The sequence below is a fragment of the Dyadobacter fermentans DSM 18053 genome, from assembly GCF_000023125.1.
GTDB lineage: Bacteria > Bacteroidota > Bacteroidia > Cytophagales > Spirosomataceae > Dyadobacter > Dyadobacter fermentans.
This window is the reverse complement of record NC_013037.1, coordinates 6,629,585-6,646,514: the sequence shown is the minus strand read 5'-3', so window position 1 is coordinate 6,646,514 and position 16,930 is coordinate 6,629,585. Positions and strand designations below refer to the sequence as shown.

Here is a 16,930-nt window from a genome sequence, read left to right as displayed (position 1 = left end):
TCTGATGATCGGTAATAGTAAATGATACTAGTACCCGAGTTGTGATACATCTGGGCATTGACCGGGTTCGACGGAGGTACCGCCAACGAATGCAGAACCACATTGATAATCTGGTTCTGCAATAGGTCAAGATTATTGTGTACTTCCATTTCAGTTTGTTGATTATGAAATAATTATAACCGAGCCGGTTTGCGGCTTCGAGTGAATCACTTTAAACACGTCATTATCCAGGTACTGCACATCCGAGAGCACCTTCTTACCGCCGATCAGGATCAACGGATCGGGCTTCTTGTTCAGGTTGTGAGCGACAATCCACTCCTCAGCGGGTGTCATGAACGGATATTCGATCTGCTCGGAGCCTTCACCCTCGCAATCGCATGCGCAACAGTCTTTAATTGGCGGCTCGACATCTTCGATCAATTCAAAAGTAGTCTGCCTTCCGTGGTTTATCCCTTCGACATTAATCGACATTATCACCCTGTATTCGCCCGGCTCGTCTATATAGATGGGCTGAACCGAGTTTTTAACAATTGGCCTATTATCTGATAGCTCCCATTCTGACCGTATGGTTTCAAAGTCATCCACACCGGTAGTAGGTTCGGGGAAGTAGATAACGTTTCCATAGTCCTGCCAAACCCCAGATACACGCTTTCCAACTGTAACCGACACATATTCGAAAGGCATTCCCTCGAATGACTTTCTGCGGACGCTCCAAGTCTTGCCAGTCGCCGGCAATAGGTATTTGCGGTTTTCACGAGGCATATTGCCGTCAATGAGGTTACCCGCACCCGAAGCGATATCATCCTCGAAGAATGCGAAGCCGCTATAATCTTCCGGGTCCAAAGCAATGCGGAAGCTGAAATCAGCCTGAGCAATACCCACAATCTTCCCCGCCTGATCCTTGCCATTAAAAGTGGCACGGACACGCGATGGCGCCTGGTGGATGTCCCCGATTTTCAAAGATGATTTGTTCCCAAATATAAGAACTTTTCCTGATGTAACTGGCTGCGGATAAGTAGTTATTTGAGGGTATCCAGTGTATTGCTGAATATCGACTTCTGCAAACCCTCCATCACGCAAAAACTCAAACTTTGCTTCTACCAAAGAATATGCGACGCCGCCGAATCCGTTAAAAATGACCGTGTAGTTTGACGGCAAATCATATTCTGCGCCTTTCAACGGAATATTCTCAGCCAGGTCGTTGGCGTTTGTAGTCCCGGCCGCAAATGTCGCCAGTGAAAGCAGCGGAAGTGGCTCGGCATCCTTGCTCTCGATAGTGAACTTGTCAGTGCGTTTAAAAACTTCCACACCATCCTTCAAAAGGCGTACCGGAAATGTATATACGCCAGCGCTTAACTCCGCATCTTCTTCCAGAGCATAAAACCACCACGTTGTAATGGGGTCGACATCTGTAAGGTGCTGCTCGCCGACAAGAGATCCTTCCTTTTCAAGTGAAATGTAAATCTCGTCGAAGTCGATATCGTGGATCTCGGCCCGGACGTTCGCTTCCCCAGGGTACAAGAACGACGTGCTGCCGTCTGGCATAATCTCGCCCACGCGGTCCACTCCCTTAGTGAGGTACTTCCGCATTTTAGCCAGGTACTCATCATCGTAGAGCATCAAGTCGAAAGATTGCGCTGTTTCATTCTCGCCCAGGAATGCAGTGATCTCAATCGAATACTGGCCGACGATTCCATCCACGCCTCCGGTTTCGATGAACGGACGATACGTGCCAGCCGCTACCGGATCAGGTAGAGTGAGCGTATTTTCGAAGTCCACCTCGTTTCCAAGGTCTCCGCCGCCGGTCACTTTGATGGTGATTTTGTCATGCAGGCCAGTTACCGTCAACAGCGCATCCCATTTATCCAAAACCTCAAATGCGCCTGGCAGATCTCCCGTCACCGCTTCACCACCCTTTGAACCGATCAGCTTTCCGGTGATTTCGGTCGCCTCAATGACTTGCAGCGTGATCTCATCTGTGTATGGCCGGTGCTCGGCAATGCCGTCCCAGATTTCAACCGTGATTTTCCGTTTTTCGATAATGGTCGGCGTTCCTGTGATCGAAAAATCATCGTTCACAACGCTGCGAGCCGTAATCCATTCGGGCACCGAGAAAAAGCGGTACTGTAATTTTTTGTGCCCGCTGGTGATGTAATCCCGAAAATCAAAGCCTGTTGTTGTTGGCTTATCCAGCACAAAATTGAGCACTGGAAATAGATCAAACTCCGGCGGCCAGGTTTCGACGTAATCTTCATTCTCCTCGACCAGGACAGGCACACGAATTGGCACCGAGAACCCGCTTTCCGGATCAGTCGCCGTAAAATCAATGTAATACTGTCCTGACTTCGGAGCGAGCGCTGTCGCCGTAACAACGAGCTCATCTTCCTCAACTGTCGAAAACCAAGGCGGCGCAAATGCCAGCTTCAAAACCAGGGTTGTGATATCGAAATAATCGTCCTCTTCCTGATTTTCATTGTTCGCAACAAACGTTTCAGAAAGGAAATCTTTCAAATCCACCGAATCCTCGCTTTCAATAGCGGCCACGTACGTTAATGGCGTAATGTTTTCAAAAAGGGCATCGAGCCGCGCAGTAGCTTCGATTTGCTCAATTAGCTCCTCTTCTGTAAGCGGCATATCCTCCGCGTTCAGCCTTCCGCTTGTACTATCCTCTTTTGATGGATAGATACCGTCTCCCATTCCAGGAACGGTATTCAGCGTGCGTGAGCCTGGAATGTAGGAATTCTGCTTTAATTCGGAGTCTGGAATCTCTTCGTACTTGATCTCGACAGAAGTGCTATCAAACTCCCGTGTAGCGTCAGTGAAGGAAAACCGCACCTGCCTGAAATGCTTGTCCTGATCAGCGAAATACAGCTTGTGCAGATAATGAATGTCTGGTTGGCCGCCCGCCAACTGAGTCTTGCCTTCAACCACCGAAAGTGATTTGGTTGTCATGCACAGGCGATCCTTCATCATCGCGCGGTAGATACTCATCGACTCACTAAGAGCCGGGCGCCGCCGCCATGAAGATGTCATCGTATTCGAACCAGGCCGGGTCCATGCGCCAGCATACCACGGCGTAAAATCACCGGAAATCAGATTGATGGTCGCCGCCTCCTCGTCGGTCACGTCGCCCCGTTCAAGTGTTGTTGCATATTTTGATGACTCATCAGACGCAACAAATCCGGCTAGCTTTCCGTCCAAGTTATAGACTTTGTACCAGTCGCCGGGCTTACCCCCATCGTCGGCCATTTTGTAAAACCGGACGTAGATCTTATCGCCGGTGAACTCCTGCCCAGGGCCAGTAATAAACATGGTGTTCAGGGCCACGGACAACGAAAACGTTCCTCGTTTGGTATCGTTACGGAGGCTGACAACCTCCCAAAACTCGCCTACCTCTTCCTGGGTACCACCAAGATTTGCTACTCTGGCAATGATTAAATCCCCATTTTCCACAATAACGCCGTTCGCGCCACCAATACGGCGAAATTCGCCATCAGGAACGCCCGCAACTGTCCACGTCCAGTTTTGATTTTGTGAACCCGGTGAAAAGTTTGCAACAGGATAATTCGGATTGCCGGAGACATCTATTGTCCCTTTATCAGTCAGAGCTCCACGGTCGACAGGCTCCACCCGAATCAGTTTGAAATTTTCACTCGCTCCGGCGGTACTTTTATCTGCACCAGCCAATGCAGGATGCATCGATGGATCAACCCAAAAGTCAGTGTAAGTTCCATTCGAGTTTCTTCGAGGAATACGGATGGAAATCAGAATGTCGGAAGAGAACGCCTCCGTCTCGTAGTCGAAGGTTATCGTAACACTTTTGTCACCTCTGCCAATCGTGCCGCCTGGGCTTTCAATGTATTGCGCCGGCTCTACGTCGTAGTAAGTGTTTTTGAGGTTCGCCCCGATCATACCGGTAAGAATCGGTACCAAGATTTGGCCGAACTTCTTCTTTTTCTTCTTCCGGTATGGCTGTGGCGACTTACCATTAATTTTGAGCACTCCACGGCTTACCTCGGCGCCGATCTCGTACCGCTCCCAACCCGGATTGCCTTTCGGCATGTGAGAGAAGTCCCAGCCTACTAGGCCGCTATCATTCCAAATGAGCATGTTACCATTCTCAAAGAATGGCTTTTGCTGACCGAAATCAATCTCGGTGCGATACTTGTTAATTGGCGGTAACGTCCGGATATTCCCACCATTCAAGCTTTTCGCCTGATCCGCATTAATGACATATTCCAGCGGCCACTCTTCGATGATTGTCGTGTCGCCAAGGTTAAAGAATCGAGTGTCTGCGCCAGTAGCATGATCAACGATTGCGCGAATTGTCCATACATTCCGATACTGGACAATCTCAGCATTAAAATGTTCAAGGATGTTATTGACGATAATGTCACAATACATCGCCTCGCCGTTCTGGTCAAAATACCGAAAGGTGTTCTCTTCGAACGATTCAAGCCCACGGATCTCATCACCGTCAAATCCATTTTCCAGCATGTGCGCCGATACCCGGATTGGAAGGTTTGCGCGTCCAATTATACCGAGACAATCCCGGATTATTTGAAGCCCGGATCTTTTGAAAGTGCTATCAGGAGTAAGGTATTTCTTGCGAGACAAATGCGCGAGTCCGCAACTTGCCGTCATGTTTACCTGATAAGGTGGCTTTTGATAGCTGTGCGAGGCATCCCAAGGCTCTAACCATCCACTCCAAATAAAATCACCGGTATCTTCTTCCTGAACTTCGACATAATAGTTTTTTCTGTTGATCACTAAATCGGACAGGTCGTATCGCTCCTCGAAAATGAGGGCGATTTGGGCCTGACCGGCAACAATAGGTTGTTCAGGGAAAAAAGAATCAGACGAACCCCATGTATACCGGACCGCGCCAAGACTGTTTTTCCACTCGATAGGCGTTCCATCAAAACCCTCCTTTGAGAATCTGACTTGTCTGATTTTTCCGTTAAAGTCCCGATATCGGGAGAAATATTTTAAGCCCATTATCTACCCCCCAATAAAGCTTTGTACTTCACTTCCGACCGCTTAAAGGCCACGTAGAATTTATCGTTTTCAATTTCTAGGCGAGGAATGAATACCTGCACCCCTCCGGATCCGCCATGCATTTTGATACTCTTCTCAATAGATTTATCGACTTTGCTATATGGCGCAATCATCTCAGGGTCATGGCGCGCGTTTGGATTATCTCCGACAATAGCACTCATTTCACCGTAAGCAAAACCACCTTTCGCAAAACGTGTCGTTTCCCCCATCTTGCCTACCTTGTTTTTCAACACGGTGCCCGCTGCGATGGCAAGAACACCTGCCGCTAACGCAACATAGCCGTTCATTGATTTTATGGCCACCTTCAACCCTTGAATTACCGAATTGTATGTAATCAACGCCTTACCAATGTTAACCAGCAAGTTTCCTATGATAGAGTAGATTTTGTCACCGATACCAGACAGTCCGCTCATACTGTCCCCAAGCTTTTCACCTAGCGTGGTGAATGCATCAACCGCCCCTCCTTGGACCGCCGAAGTAATGGCGGCATTCATTTGGGCAGTGGATTGAGCAATGTTTCGAACCTCTTCCGCATACTTCTCGCCCGATTGATTCGCGACCTTAGGGAGTTCTTTAAAGAACTTTTTTGCGTCTTCAAGATTAAAGGCCGATCCGAAGGTATCCTTAAATTGAGCCGTCACGTCCAAAATCATTCGGAGACGGTCCGCATACTGCGTGAGTGATTCATTCGCCGCCTTCGAAAACCCTTTGAAGTAATTTTTCGCCGAATCTAGCTCAAACGCGGACCCGAACATCGAATTCAAATCAAATGCTGCATCAAATTGCAAGTTTCCTTCACCAAAATATTTCGCGGCTGATTTTGATATCGCTTGCTGAGTTTCCTTCATCCGAGAATCCATCAAGGCGGCGCCCATGGCCTTCGCTCGGCTGCGCCCACCATCGACCGTGTCCCCTAGCTGCGCTTTTTTGTCGTGAATTTCCATGGACCTGGCCTTCAACTGTTCCAAAGTCAGGGCCGCGGTCACTCCAATCAATTCCTTATAGGATTTGATTTTTTGCTTCAATGCTTCGCGCTCCTCAGCCCACTTGCCGGCCAGATCGATCTGCCAGATTTTGAAAGCCGATTTCGACATTTTCTCGTAGTATTCGGCGGCATCGCCAGCAGCCGGAGCCAGAGCGGCAGATTCTCCGCCGAGCTTGCTCATGGCTCCCTTAACTCCATCGATCGCCTTACCAGCTGCCGCGAAAGAGTCTGGCACGTCGAAACGAAATTTTTGAGTCAGTCCGTCGATATACTTTACCGCCGAGCTCATCCCGCGGCCCATCGAATCGAAGCCGAGCGCCTCATTGAACGTCCCAAACAAACCGAGTGCCCCTTTTGTAATCCCGCCTATGGTATCCACAATGGCATTGGCCGCATTCTTGCCGATATTCACGAGCGCCTTCCACATGTTGCCCCAATCACCTTGAATCAGGTTCAGAACAACTTTGAAGGATTCCATCAGCACTCCGAGGGTGGACTTACCCAAGCCGGTAAGCGTTGTCCACCAGGTAGAATCGGTCAAAAACTTCTTAACCGAATCCCAGTTGGTAATTATGGCCGCAGCAGCCACGCCCACTACCGCAATTGTAGCAGTGATCGGAGCGGAGATCGCGCCGAATCCCGTTGCGAGGAGCGGCAACAATTTCACGAGCCCTCCGACCGCGCCGATAAGGATCGGCATGCCGACCGCCAAGGCCCCGACCGCATAGATGGATTTTTGAGCCTCAGGAGTGAGCGACTGGAAATTTGATGTGAGATTGTCGACTATGTTGGTAAGCCCGGCTATTTTGCCGGTGATATCGAAAGCCTTATCAGCTCCTTCACCCAGCGCCGCAGAAGCGAATGTCGTAGCATCACTGAGCTGCTCCATTGCGTTTGCCGCGCCGCCACCAGCGAAAGGAATCTTTTCCAGCTCTTTTACGAACTTGTCGATAAAAGCCGTAACGCCGATACTCTGCATTTTCGCATTAAGCTTTTCGACCTCTGTGGTGCCGAAAGCCGCCTCCATTGCATCATACGTTTGGGGCATGCGGGTCGCCAGCTGCCGCAAATCAACCTGGTTGATGTGACGACCGCGGACGAATTGGTTCAGGTTGATTAATGCCGGTTCAAGGTCGACAGCAGAACCGCCGGCGTCGGTGATGGCGTTTGCAAAAGCTTTCAAAGACCGTGTTGCCAGGTCGCTATTAAGCTTCATTGCCTTCATGCCGATGAGAGCCTTTGCTCCATCGAAAATGCCGATATTTGGCAACTTCGCAAGCTCCCGAACGCTTTCGATTGACTCTCCATAGCGTTCGAGACCGCGTTGCAGCTTTTGAAGCTCGGCATAATCCTTGAATGCCTTCCCTGCCGCAAAAAGAGCAGGAAGGCCCCCGACGATCGCCATCTTTTTACTGATGTCGGTCAAGTCCCCGCTTAGTTTTGACAGTCCTCCCCGGAATGCTGCCTGCTCTTTGGACGCGCGCTTGTAGCTATCCGTTAACCGGTTATTGATCTCAAAAACGGTACTGCGAACTGATGCAGACACACGCTTCATCCCGTCGATCAAACCTTGAACAGTCGAACCTACCCGTATGTTTGCTGACCCGATATCAGGTTGCATATTTCTTTGGATTAAATAGTCTGTCGTATTGCTCCATCGCTTCCGGAGTGAACTTTTCTTCAATGAATTTTTCCAAATCCATTGGTGCCCCTGTTGCTGATGGATTTAGGAATTGCTCCACTGAAACGGGGTTGTCCACAACCTTTCCGGCCATTTTATACACCCAATAGGCGATATACTTTGATCGATCCGATTCGATCTTTTGGCGCTCGCTGAACCCCTCCCGCAATAGGGTGAACTGGTACGGAGTGATCACTTCCAATTCCGATGGGGCCAGGCCCATCAAGCCCGCGCCTCGGTACCAATCATCGGGATCGAATTTTACTTCGTCCCGCTTTCGTTTAATTTTTCGACTGCGACGAGCGCGGGAGTTATCTTTTTTACAACCGAACCGCAAGCACTGAGATAGCCAGGTATTACCATTGCGATTGATGCGGTATCCTCGCATTCGTCGTATAGGTCAAGGAACTCATCAAAGCTTTTCCAGGACCGGTCCTGTGGACGGATAGCGCAGTGAATCAGGAATGGAATTGCCTCGATTGACATCATTTCATTCATTACGTCGAAGCAGGTCGAAAGAGATGGACGCTCCTCCATGATGCGGATGAAGGCTTTTGTCCCAAAGAAGACGTTAAAAATCTTGCCGGCCAGTTCAATATTGAACGTGGTCGGCGCTTTGATGACGGGTAGTTTTTCCGGCTCGACCTGAGCCGCAGGAGTTGATTTCTTAGCCATAACGATTTAGTTTGAGCGAGGCCCATTGCTGAACCTCGCCAGTTTGTTGATGAAATGAATGAAATTAAGGCGCTTCTTCGATTTCAATCTTATGCATTGCCGAGATCGTTGCGCTATACGTTTGCAGACCGTTAGCAGTTCCCGCTTCGCCGTATGCTGAAACAAAACCTTTGAATTTGCGCACACGGTCGCCGGTCATTCCCCGGGCGTACTTGAAATCTTTTGGCTCCTTTGAAAGGTGCCAATCCTCCAAATCGTTACCCGAAACATTTGCCGCCTTTTGAGCGGATGGATATTCCTTCACAATCCCATTGAGCGTAAAAGCCGGGATCGGGTCGTTTCCGGAAATCAGGATCTCGTTACCGCCATAGCAGTTAGCTTCGAGCTGTTCCAGCTCACTGGACATGTTGATGTCCGTAGCACATTTGATGACGACAAATGTGTCATTGTCCGCTTTGTCTACCGCCATGGTTGTCTCATTACCCCGGACGGTGGATACAATTCTTTCTGGCATGATTTATAGTTATTTGTTGATGAATTACCTTGCTTCTGCGAGTGCTGAGTACTCGACGACTTTTATGTGTGCTTTAAGCTTCTCGTCAAAGCCATCGGTGACCTCCTGGCCGCTCATTATGACAATTCCGACGCCCGAAACTACACCACTAAACTTGTCTAGGGAAAGCCGAATCGCGGACATCACGTTTGATGCTTCTGCATAAGAACCGGCATAAACTCCGATTTCCACAGAGCCATTTTTTGTCGATTCAGGGTCGTAACAGCTCTCATCCTCCATGCCATCGGCAAATACATAAACTGCTGGAAGAGTCGCATTCTCTTTAATAACGTTCGGATATATACGTGAGCCAACCAGCGAGGTTACGAAAGACGTCGCAAGCAGCTTTTGTATGAATGCCCTGGTGATCATTGGAATCTGCTTTTAGGCAAGTTTTTTGATGCCCATTTCTTGAAAGAGGTAAATATTTCCCTGCTATAATTGTCGCGTACTATCTCAATGGTGTAATCGTATGCATCTTTGAGAAAGTCCCTCGCTCTGTGGAATCGACCGCCTCGATCAGTAAAGCCGCGCGTAATCAGATTGGTCCGTCGACCTACTTTCCCTTTGCTCTTTGAAACCCCGACCAACACCCGCGAATTCTCTTCTCCGACCGGCTTCACGGCTTTTATCCGCAAGTCCCGGCGGGTTGCACCGGCCCTCTTGTTTTTCAACCGGTCGCCTACTGGTGCCAAACGACGAGCAGAGAGGAGCATTGGCCGCGCGGATATTCTCAACGCAGAGTCAGAAACCGACCTGGGCACGATTGACTTATAGGTTTCAAGCCCACGAGCCAACTTTTCAAGCTCCGACGTATCAACCTTGACGCTCATTCCACTATCCTCGTTTTTACTAACCATGCCTCGCGACGTCCAACTTCTTCGGCCGGCGCAATAACTTCATAGGTCAGACCGGAAAACTGATCTTTGATTCTCCATGAAGTTTTTATCCCGAGATCCGGAACAAAAGGCAGCTGCCAGTCTACCATTGACGAAGATTGGATTATCTGGCCGTCCGAGCCCTCGTTTCCCTGCGAGCTCTTGTTTACTTTGCCTGCCGGAAAGTCGGTGTACTTCGGTGAATAGACAAGTTGCTCTTCATTGTATTCGTTCGGTTCGTCAACAGGTTGCAGAATTTGGATTCTGCGATCGTAAATCCCGCGGCCACGCCTTATGTCCCGTCTATCCCGCATAAGCAATCACGAAAGGCTCCAAAAGCCGGTCAACCATCGTTTTCTTCTCTCGCACGTAGTCGCCTGGACTGTCGTACCACTCTGCAATCAGGCCACGAACGGCCTGCAAAAGGCGCTTCGGGATTTTCCCGTCGGCATATCCCGCCTTGAAATTGACCCGAAATACCGTGCTCGACGTTTCGAAGGAAGAAATCCATTGAATCTTCGAGCTCCGCTCACTGACGGGAACCAGGAAGTAGTTTGTGTCAGCAATGACCGTGTAGCCGGAAGGAAAGAGCTCTTCTATGCTGGTGATGCTGTCGACAAGAAACTGATCAGGAATTTCACACGGCAAGCAGTTCGCATACCACTCATAATCGGAAAGCCCTAATGATAGCTTACACTCAGTTTCAACGTAGTCGACGGCGGAACCGATCAGCTCTTCAATCTTCTCATCCTCGCCCGTGAATCCCGGGATATCAAGACGTAGCCACTTCTTTGCCTGCTCAACTGAAACAGGCAAAGAAGTGTACTTCGTCTTTAATCTCGGGTAGGTCCTCATTTAAGCGCCTTCGCGTATTTTTTCTCGATCAGCTCGTCAGCCTTTTCCTCGGTTAGAATAGGCTGTTCGCCTACCTCGTGGGCGACAAGTGGGTGAAATTTGATGATTTCAACCTGCTTGGTTTTGACTTTTTCGGCCTTTGTGGCTTTGCCAGATTTTTCAGGCTCAGGATTTTTATTGGTTTCTTCTGCCATTATAATCTATGGAAGTGGGCCGCTTCCGGCCCGGTTAAACAAATGGGAATTGGTTACAGCGTGGTCACGATATCTTTGATCCCGGCAAACGATTTCGCACGAGCGGCTTTCATGTTCCAGAAAGCATTCGCCGTAATTTCCAGCTGCGCTTTCTTTTTAAGTGTGATGTGGTCGATGATGTACTCAGTACCACCCCACAATCCAACCATGAAATCAGACCAGATACCAAGGAAAAGCGCGGACAGGTTTGTTCCAGTACCTTTCGTAATGTTCGATGGTACAATATTGGACGAGATCGCACGATAGCCGTTAAGCACATCGTCTCCACCCCAAACAGGCACACCATTTGTACCGGTGAAAATCTGAGTGGTTTTCAGCTTAGCCTTAACCTTGCTATTGGTAAGGTATTTAGCCTCGCCGCGCAAGTGGTCGAAGCCTTCGATAAGAGCTTCCAGGGCAACGACATCATTGTAATCGATTGCGTCACCATTGGTCCCCAATGAAATCAGGTTGCCATTTCCAGACGTAATGATAGTTAACAAATGCGCCACTGCCTCAGCATTCATTTTCTGAGAAAGAGCTACACCGATCGCTGTAATCACAAAGTTTTGCATATCGATCGATGACTGAATCAACAGCTGACGAGAGATAGGCACATTGGTAAACCTGCGCTGTGGCTTCATCTCGAATGAACTGAACAGAACTTCGGTGTCGTCGCCCTCTTCAATCTCAGTCAACTCCTGAATAACCGGGGTCGTTTCCTGTACCGGGAAAACCAGGTCTCCGCTAAGGCCAGTCATAAAGCGCGCGCCTACCTTATCGAGGAAAGTATTTGCCTGCATGATGCCCAAAACGCCTTGCATCTGCTTTGGCACCAAAAGTCCACCCTGATCGCCAGGGTTCGCAGTTTGAAGGGTAACGGTCTGTCCACGTTTCTGCAATACTTCGTCGAGTACTACAACGCCATTGCCGTTCAGCTTAATGCCGTCCTCTCTCGCCCTTGCCTCGGCCATTTGCTGAACCTCAGCCTCCACACCATCCAGTGCGCGACCGTCAACTTTTGCAAGAAGCGCCTTGTTCAGGTTGTAACCCGACATATCACGCTGATCACCGGCAGAAGTGTCACGGTTTCCGCTCTCTCCACCGCCGGGGAATCCCTGTGCGCGGCCAGCCTGGAAAGCCTCAATAGCTCTCGCCTGTACAATTTGCTCGTCCAACGCCCGAACTTCTCCAAGTAGGTCGTTGAATGTTTTAAACTCATCCGGTGTGAGATTCCGGCTCTCGGCATCCCCAACCTTGGAAGCTGTATCAGCGGCCTCTGCTTTCAGGGCGCGCTCATCCAGCAATTCTTTAAGCGTTTTCTTAGCCATTTTATAGTTTATTGATGAATTGAAAATTATCGGTAAAGAGCCAGTTGCATTTTGGCAAACTGACTTCTGAAAGCAATTTCTTGCTGTTTATGCTCCTTGATGAAGTCATCATAAGAGCGCTTTGCAACATCCGTCGAAGTATTCATGTAAGCTGGCATCGATACGGGTCCGAACTCGTAAACCTCTTCGATCTTTTTGACGTAACGAACATAAATACCATCCTCCTCAACCCATTCGTCGCCCTTTCTCGCTGCATTGAACATGAAAGAACTGCCGGTAACGTCCCGGCGTACAATCGGCGCAATCACAACGTCCTGCGTATGCTGATTATCGGGCGGAAGAATGTCGTACTCCATAGCACCCGGCGTAATCGTATAGCTGGTTGTCTGGTTGCGAACGGATCCCAAAATGATGCTCGTGTTGTGGTTAAAGCACGAAATTGCATCGTCGATACGCGCACCTTCAAGGGCTCTCGAATCAATTACCTCATAAAACCAGCCGATTTTTCGGGAACGCTGATTGAAAACAATAGCTTTCCCAGGGATATGCCAAACCCCTTGCTCATTCTTGATCGCCCTTACCTCGCTCAGCTCCTGCGGAAGAACCCTTGTTTCCATTCTTTTTTGAAGTTTTTACCTCGTCGATCAGTTCGAGAGGCGTCATTGTTCCATTCATGTAAGCCCTTGCTCCGGTTCCGTTCGGAAGCGGCCCTTTGTCATCGTAAGAGCGAGCTTCGTCCGGAGTGTAAATCCCAGCCGTTACCATGCGTTGAAGGTGCTCAGACTGAGTTTTGAAATCACCGCGAAGTAGTCCTTTAAAGTTGTGACTGGTGTAATACCCGGACCTGATTTCATCCAGCCGGAAACACTTGTAGTTCACCTCTTCCTCAATTTGCTTTGCGATAGGGATCAATACCGAGTTGGTCAAAATGGTGTACATCTGCTCGACGCCGCTTCCCCATGAGCTCTGAACCTCAGTATCTCCAATCATTGCAAGGCTCATGTTGAAAAGTTTTGCGATGTCTTTATCCGACATCCCAAATATTTCAAGTAGCCTCGAATCGGCCGGAGAAAGACCCAGCGGGTGATAAGTAACATCCTTTGGAAGCACCGCCATTCCATCCTCGGATAGCGCAGTGTTCACCCGGTCCTTGATCTTTTTTGCTGCATCCTCATCTTTCGTCTGCCCGACGGCAGGGTGGCTTAAAAAGCCGCCCATAAACGTTCGATTTTTTAGAAAGCTTTTGGTGTGAGCCTTGGCTGTCAGATCAATTGCAAGCGTGTCGTGCTGCCAGTCAACAATTGACTCGCCGATGGCACCGTCAAAACTCAAATCCTTCAAAAAAATGACGTCATCTTGCGACAAACGTTTGTTCAGATGGGGAATGTCGAAAAAGTAACTATCCGAGTCCTGATCGTGCAAGATTTGAACTTGCTTTCGTGGATAAGGGACGATTTCCTTCGTTCGACGGTTCAAATCTCGCTTTACCTCTGCTATTGCCCATCCATGGACAAGACAATTCAAAATCAGGGATCTTCTCCCCACTAACGGCCCCATGTTTTTATTGAGGCGCGTCTCCAAGGCGAAATTTAATGGGTGCTCGTACTGTTTAACTGCGCCATCCTTACCTGTTGAACGGTATACATTATACGGCAAGCTTGCGATTTGATTGCTGATGAATTTCACGCACCCATAAAAGGTGGCGATTCCCATTGCATTTTGGGCTGAAACATATACCGAAAGGTGTTCGAGCCCCAATTTCTTTAAAAATACCTGGGCATCATCCATCGTGGAAGCCAAAACGGAACGTTCTTCCGCTACGGGTCCAATCGCAATGGACGGTTCAGGCACAAATGAGCGCCTGCCGAATAGCTTTGAATACCAATTTGCCAAGGATTTTTGAGTTTATGCGAAATTTACGAACCTTCTTGCATCCGATTCGCAAAAAAGTAACTGTCAATAACCAATATTTTTTACTTCGAAGTATAAAAGGCAGTTTTGAAGGAAAAAAACGATGAGTAATAGCCCTTTACACCATTTTGGCGGCATGCGCTTTCGACTTTCATGAATGCGGCTCGCATACTTAATCCCCCCTCTCGAAAGTCGTTAAAAAGCCTAAAATGCTCATCTTTTGTGATCTGCAAGCCTGATTTTTCAATTTTTAGCTCAGTAAATTCCATAGTTATCATCGTTTGTAAAATTATCGGTTGTATGATCCCATTGGAGATACATCCCAATGGCAATTATTTTGCTGACAATGCCGTCTATTTTGTCACGGCTTTTGCTCTTGTCGGGCCTTATATTACCAACTGCGTCTTTGTGAAGAGCGACGTTTGCCAACATCCATGCTGAAATTGGGTTACCGTCATGCACAAACAGCTTATTCATACACATTTCCTCAAAATGCTTGGTTGCTGGACTCATATTAACAGCCGCCTGCCTGAACTTTTGAACCTTATTGTGGTAGTCGTAATTCAAACTCCCGTCCTCCCTGCGAACTGCCGCATAAGTCGTTCCTAGTTCTTCATTTAGCTGCTCCCTTGTCTGAGTTCCGTGCCATGGGTCCATCCCGATAAACAGCATATTGTACCGATCCGCGTCCTGGTAAATATCCTGCTTCAACCATTCGTAATCGGTGGTTTCGCCCGGAGTAAGTGTCATATATTCCTCTTCTGCCCACTGCTTATAGTCAATTCCAAATCTTGCCGCATACTCAGCAGCTGCCTCGGGAACGTAATACTTGGTAACGATGTAGTTGTACTCCGGGAAAAACTTGGAATATCCAGTAAAGTCATTCGTTTCTCCAAGGTCGATTCCTGCATAGCAAACAGCCCCTTCCGGAACTACAAAATTGGGGTCAGCCATAGCCGCCCATGTCTCCGATTTGATCCAGGTGACGGCAGCGTCGACCCAAACGTCCAACTGCTTCGTTTTAAAGTCGACCTCTTCCCGGCCATTCTCCATGGCTTTTTTGAATTTGTTCCGCAGGTATTGCAGCTGCTTGGAAACACCAAGATTTGGATTCGCCTTATGCCAAACTTTTTCATCTTTCCAATCATCATCTTCATCAATGGTGTAGATCATGGCGAAGGTATCGGTAATGCTGGACCGACCTTCCAGGATGTTGATACAAGTCGTTCGAAAATCGTAGCATGGGGATTGCTTATTATCGCCGGCCGTTGTGGGCGTCAGTAGTACCGGCTGCGTCCTAGCTGACATTCCGGATTCTAACGACATTTTCAACTTGTCTGTCAAATGCACGTGAAATTCGTCATAGATCACGCAATGACTGTTTTTCCCCTCTGAGTTTTTGGCGTCATGGGAGACCGCCGCCATCATTGAAAACGTTTCGGGTACGCTCATGTGGTTAGTAAGAAGCCGAATCTCATTTTTGATAGCGTACGACTTTTTTACCATTTCCTGGGCGGCATGGAAACATAACTTTGCCTGGTCCCTGGTGTACGCAGCGGTGTATACCTGAGCGCCCGCCTCTCCATCGGCGACCATCATGTATATTGCAACTGCCGCGCCGAGCTCGGTTTTCCCGTTCTTTTTGGGAATCTCTAAATAAACCTCACGATATAGCCGAAACGGTTCGCCGTCATCAGACCATGTTTTCCATCCGAATACATTTGCAAGGAGGAAGCATTGCCAAGGCTCCAACTTAAACGGCTTCCCTGCATGACGCCCAGCAGTAAAAGACAGTAGCTCAAAAAAGCTCAACACGATCTGGGCATCCTCCTCGTCCCAAAAAATCCCTAACTCATCCGCACGGCTTTGCTGATCAAAATATTTGTCAACTGCCAGGCGAATGTATCGGCAAACTGAAATCGACCCGTTTCGAACTCCCTCCGCATATTGATAAGCATATTCAATCTTGTTGATTTCCATTTCTGAGCCTATTCTTATTCTCCATTTTGGCCCGTAGCAGCTTTTCCAATGCACTTTCGCTTTCGCCAGCAGGCACATTGATCCGAGCTCGCGCCGATGGCGTAAAGCCAAACTGATTTGCGAGAGCTTGCGCATTTTTCAGCGCGGCATTTTTAATCGCAATCCTGGGGTTTGGCATTTTATACTCGCCGGTTTTACTCTGAATGGTGAGCACCGAACCCTCTTTTTTGATTTTCTTGGTTTCTTCCAGGTAAGACGCCATTTCGATGCAATAGGCAGCAAGCAATCCAAGGTCAACACGATGCAGCATTTTCAATCTCAACAGCTCCGCGCAAACACTATCCCATTCAAGTTTGGCCGCCTTTGAAAGATCCCTGGGAGCTGGCGGCGAAGCCTCCAATTTCTCGGGCATCATCTCATGCGCGACTGCTCGATCTGCTCGAAAAGTTCCATCAATAATCTTTTGATTCGTCGGCCTCGCGGGTCTACCTGCCATTTCAGAAACACTAAAAAAATTAAAAATAGGGGCAGCGCCCCGAAGCCCCCCACCCCTGAATTTTGACACGACGTCTGAATGTGGACGGCGGGCGTTGTCATGGGGTCGACCTCAGACTTTTGACCCCTCCCCCATAGTAGGACTACTACAAGCTCCAAAATCGGCCTTAGGAGGTTGGAAATGGCCTTTTTGGTGACCATCCTTTTTCGACCTCGGTCGCCCTCGACGAGGCAGCACCATTGCAGCCAGTCCGCCCACTACCAAGAGGTAAGCCAACACGAAGCACATGGCCTC

General features: G+C 48.8%; 15 protein-coding genes. All 15 read right to left on the bottom strand.

Annotation, left to right across the window (positions count from 1 at the left end):
- Nucleotides 1-162 precede the first annotated feature (162 nt).
- Entirely contained in the window at nucleotides 163-4,998 is a 4,836-nt protein-coding gene (locus tag DFER_RS27560; RefSeq protein WP_015814949.1) for a hypothetical protein, read from the bottom strand.
- Nucleotides 4,998-7,664, bottom strand: coding sequence for a hypothetical protein (locus DFER_RS27555; protein ID WP_015814948.1), 2,667 nt, complete (start codon nucleotides 7,662-7,664; stop codon nucleotides 4,998-5,000). The genes DFER_RS27560 and DFER_RS27555 overlap by 1 nt, the downstream gene beginning before the upstream one ends.
- Nucleotides 7,654-7,926, bottom strand: coding sequence for a hypothetical protein (locus tag DFER_RS27550; protein WP_143828830.1), 273 nt, complete (start codon nucleotides 7,924-7,926; stop codon nucleotides 7,654-7,656). The genes DFER_RS27555 and DFER_RS27550 overlap by 11 nt, the downstream gene beginning before the upstream one ends.
- Nucleotides 7,927-7,985: 59 nt before the next feature.
- Complete coding sequence (locus DFER_RS27545; RefSeq protein ID WP_015814946.1) at nucleotides 7,986-8,399, bottom strand: hypothetical protein; 414 nt, start codon at nucleotides 8,397-8,399, stop codon at nucleotides 7,986-7,988.
- A gap of 64 nt (nucleotides 8,400-8,463) precedes the next feature.
- On the bottom strand, nucleotides 8,464-8,913 hold the full coding sequence (locus DFER_RS27540) for a hypothetical protein (protein ID WP_143828829.1): 450 nt from the start codon (nucleotides 8,911-8,913) through the stop codon (nucleotides 8,464-8,466).
- 24 nt (nucleotides 8,914-8,937) lie between these two features.
- A complete protein-coding gene (gene gp17 / locus DFER_RS27535) occupies nucleotides 8,938-9,324 on the bottom strand; it encodes a tail completion protein gp17 (protein ID WP_015814944.1) in 387 nt (128 codons plus the stop codon).
- Nucleotides 9,321-9,785, bottom strand: a complete 465-nt coding sequence (locus DFER_RS27530) for a hypothetical protein (protein WP_015814943.1) — start codon at nucleotides 9,783-9,785, stop codon at nucleotides 9,321-9,323. The genes gp17 and DFER_RS27530 overlap by 4 nt, the downstream gene beginning before the upstream one ends.
- 348 nt (nucleotides 9,786-10,133) lie before the next feature.
- Complete coding sequence (locus DFER_RS27520) at nucleotides 10,134-10,685, bottom strand: head-tail connector protein (protein ID WP_015814941.1); 552 nt, start codon at nucleotides 10,683-10,685, stop codon at nucleotides 10,134-10,136.
- Nucleotides 10,682-10,879, bottom strand: a complete 198-nt coding sequence (locus tag DFER_RS27515) for a hypothetical protein (protein ID WP_015814940.1) — start codon at nucleotides 10,877-10,879, stop codon at nucleotides 10,682-10,684. Before DFER_RS27515 ends, DFER_RS27520 begins: the two co-directional genes overlap by 4 nt.
- A 53-nt stretch (nucleotides 10,880-10,932) precedes the next feature.
- Nucleotides 10,933-12,249 (bottom strand): phage major capsid protein, encoded by a 1,317-nt coding sequence (locus DFER_RS27510; protein ID WP_015814939.1) that lies wholly within the window; start codon nucleotides 12,247-12,249, stop codon nucleotides 10,933-10,935.
- Between the two features lie 26 nt (nucleotides 12,250-12,275).
- Nucleotides 12,276-12,866 carry an HK97 family phage prohead protease gene (locus DFER_RS27505; protein ID WP_015814938.1) on the bottom strand — a complete coding sequence of 197 codons (591 nt, stop codon included), beginning with the start codon at nucleotides 12,864-12,866 and terminating at the stop codon, nucleotides 12,276-12,278.
- Nucleotides 12,811-14,142 carry a phage portal protein gene (locus DFER_RS27500; protein WP_143828828.1) on the bottom strand — a complete coding sequence of 444 codons (1,332 nt, stop codon included), beginning with the start codon at nucleotides 14,140-14,142 and terminating at the stop codon, nucleotides 12,811-12,813. The genes DFER_RS27505 and DFER_RS27500 overlap by 56 nt, the downstream gene beginning before the upstream one ends.
- A gap of 80 nt (nucleotides 14,143-14,222) precedes the next feature.
- Entirely contained in the window at nucleotides 14,223-14,429 is a 207-nt protein-coding gene (locus DFER_RS30400; RefSeq protein WP_041735590.1) for a hypothetical protein, read from the bottom strand.
- Nucleotides 14,416-16,140, bottom strand: a complete 1,725-nt coding sequence (locus DFER_RS27485; protein WP_015814936.1) for a terminase large subunit — start codon at nucleotides 16,138-16,140, stop codon at nucleotides 14,416-14,418. The genes DFER_RS30400 and DFER_RS27485 overlap by 14 nt, the downstream gene beginning before the upstream one ends.
- Nucleotides 16,121-16,705, bottom strand: coding sequence for a phage terminase small subunit P27 family (locus DFER_RS27480; RefSeq protein ID WP_143828827.1), 585 nt, complete (start codon nucleotides 16,703-16,705; stop codon nucleotides 16,121-16,123). Before DFER_RS27480 ends, DFER_RS27485 begins: the two co-directional genes overlap by 20 nt.
- Nucleotides 16,706-16,930 lie beyond the last annotated feature (225 nt).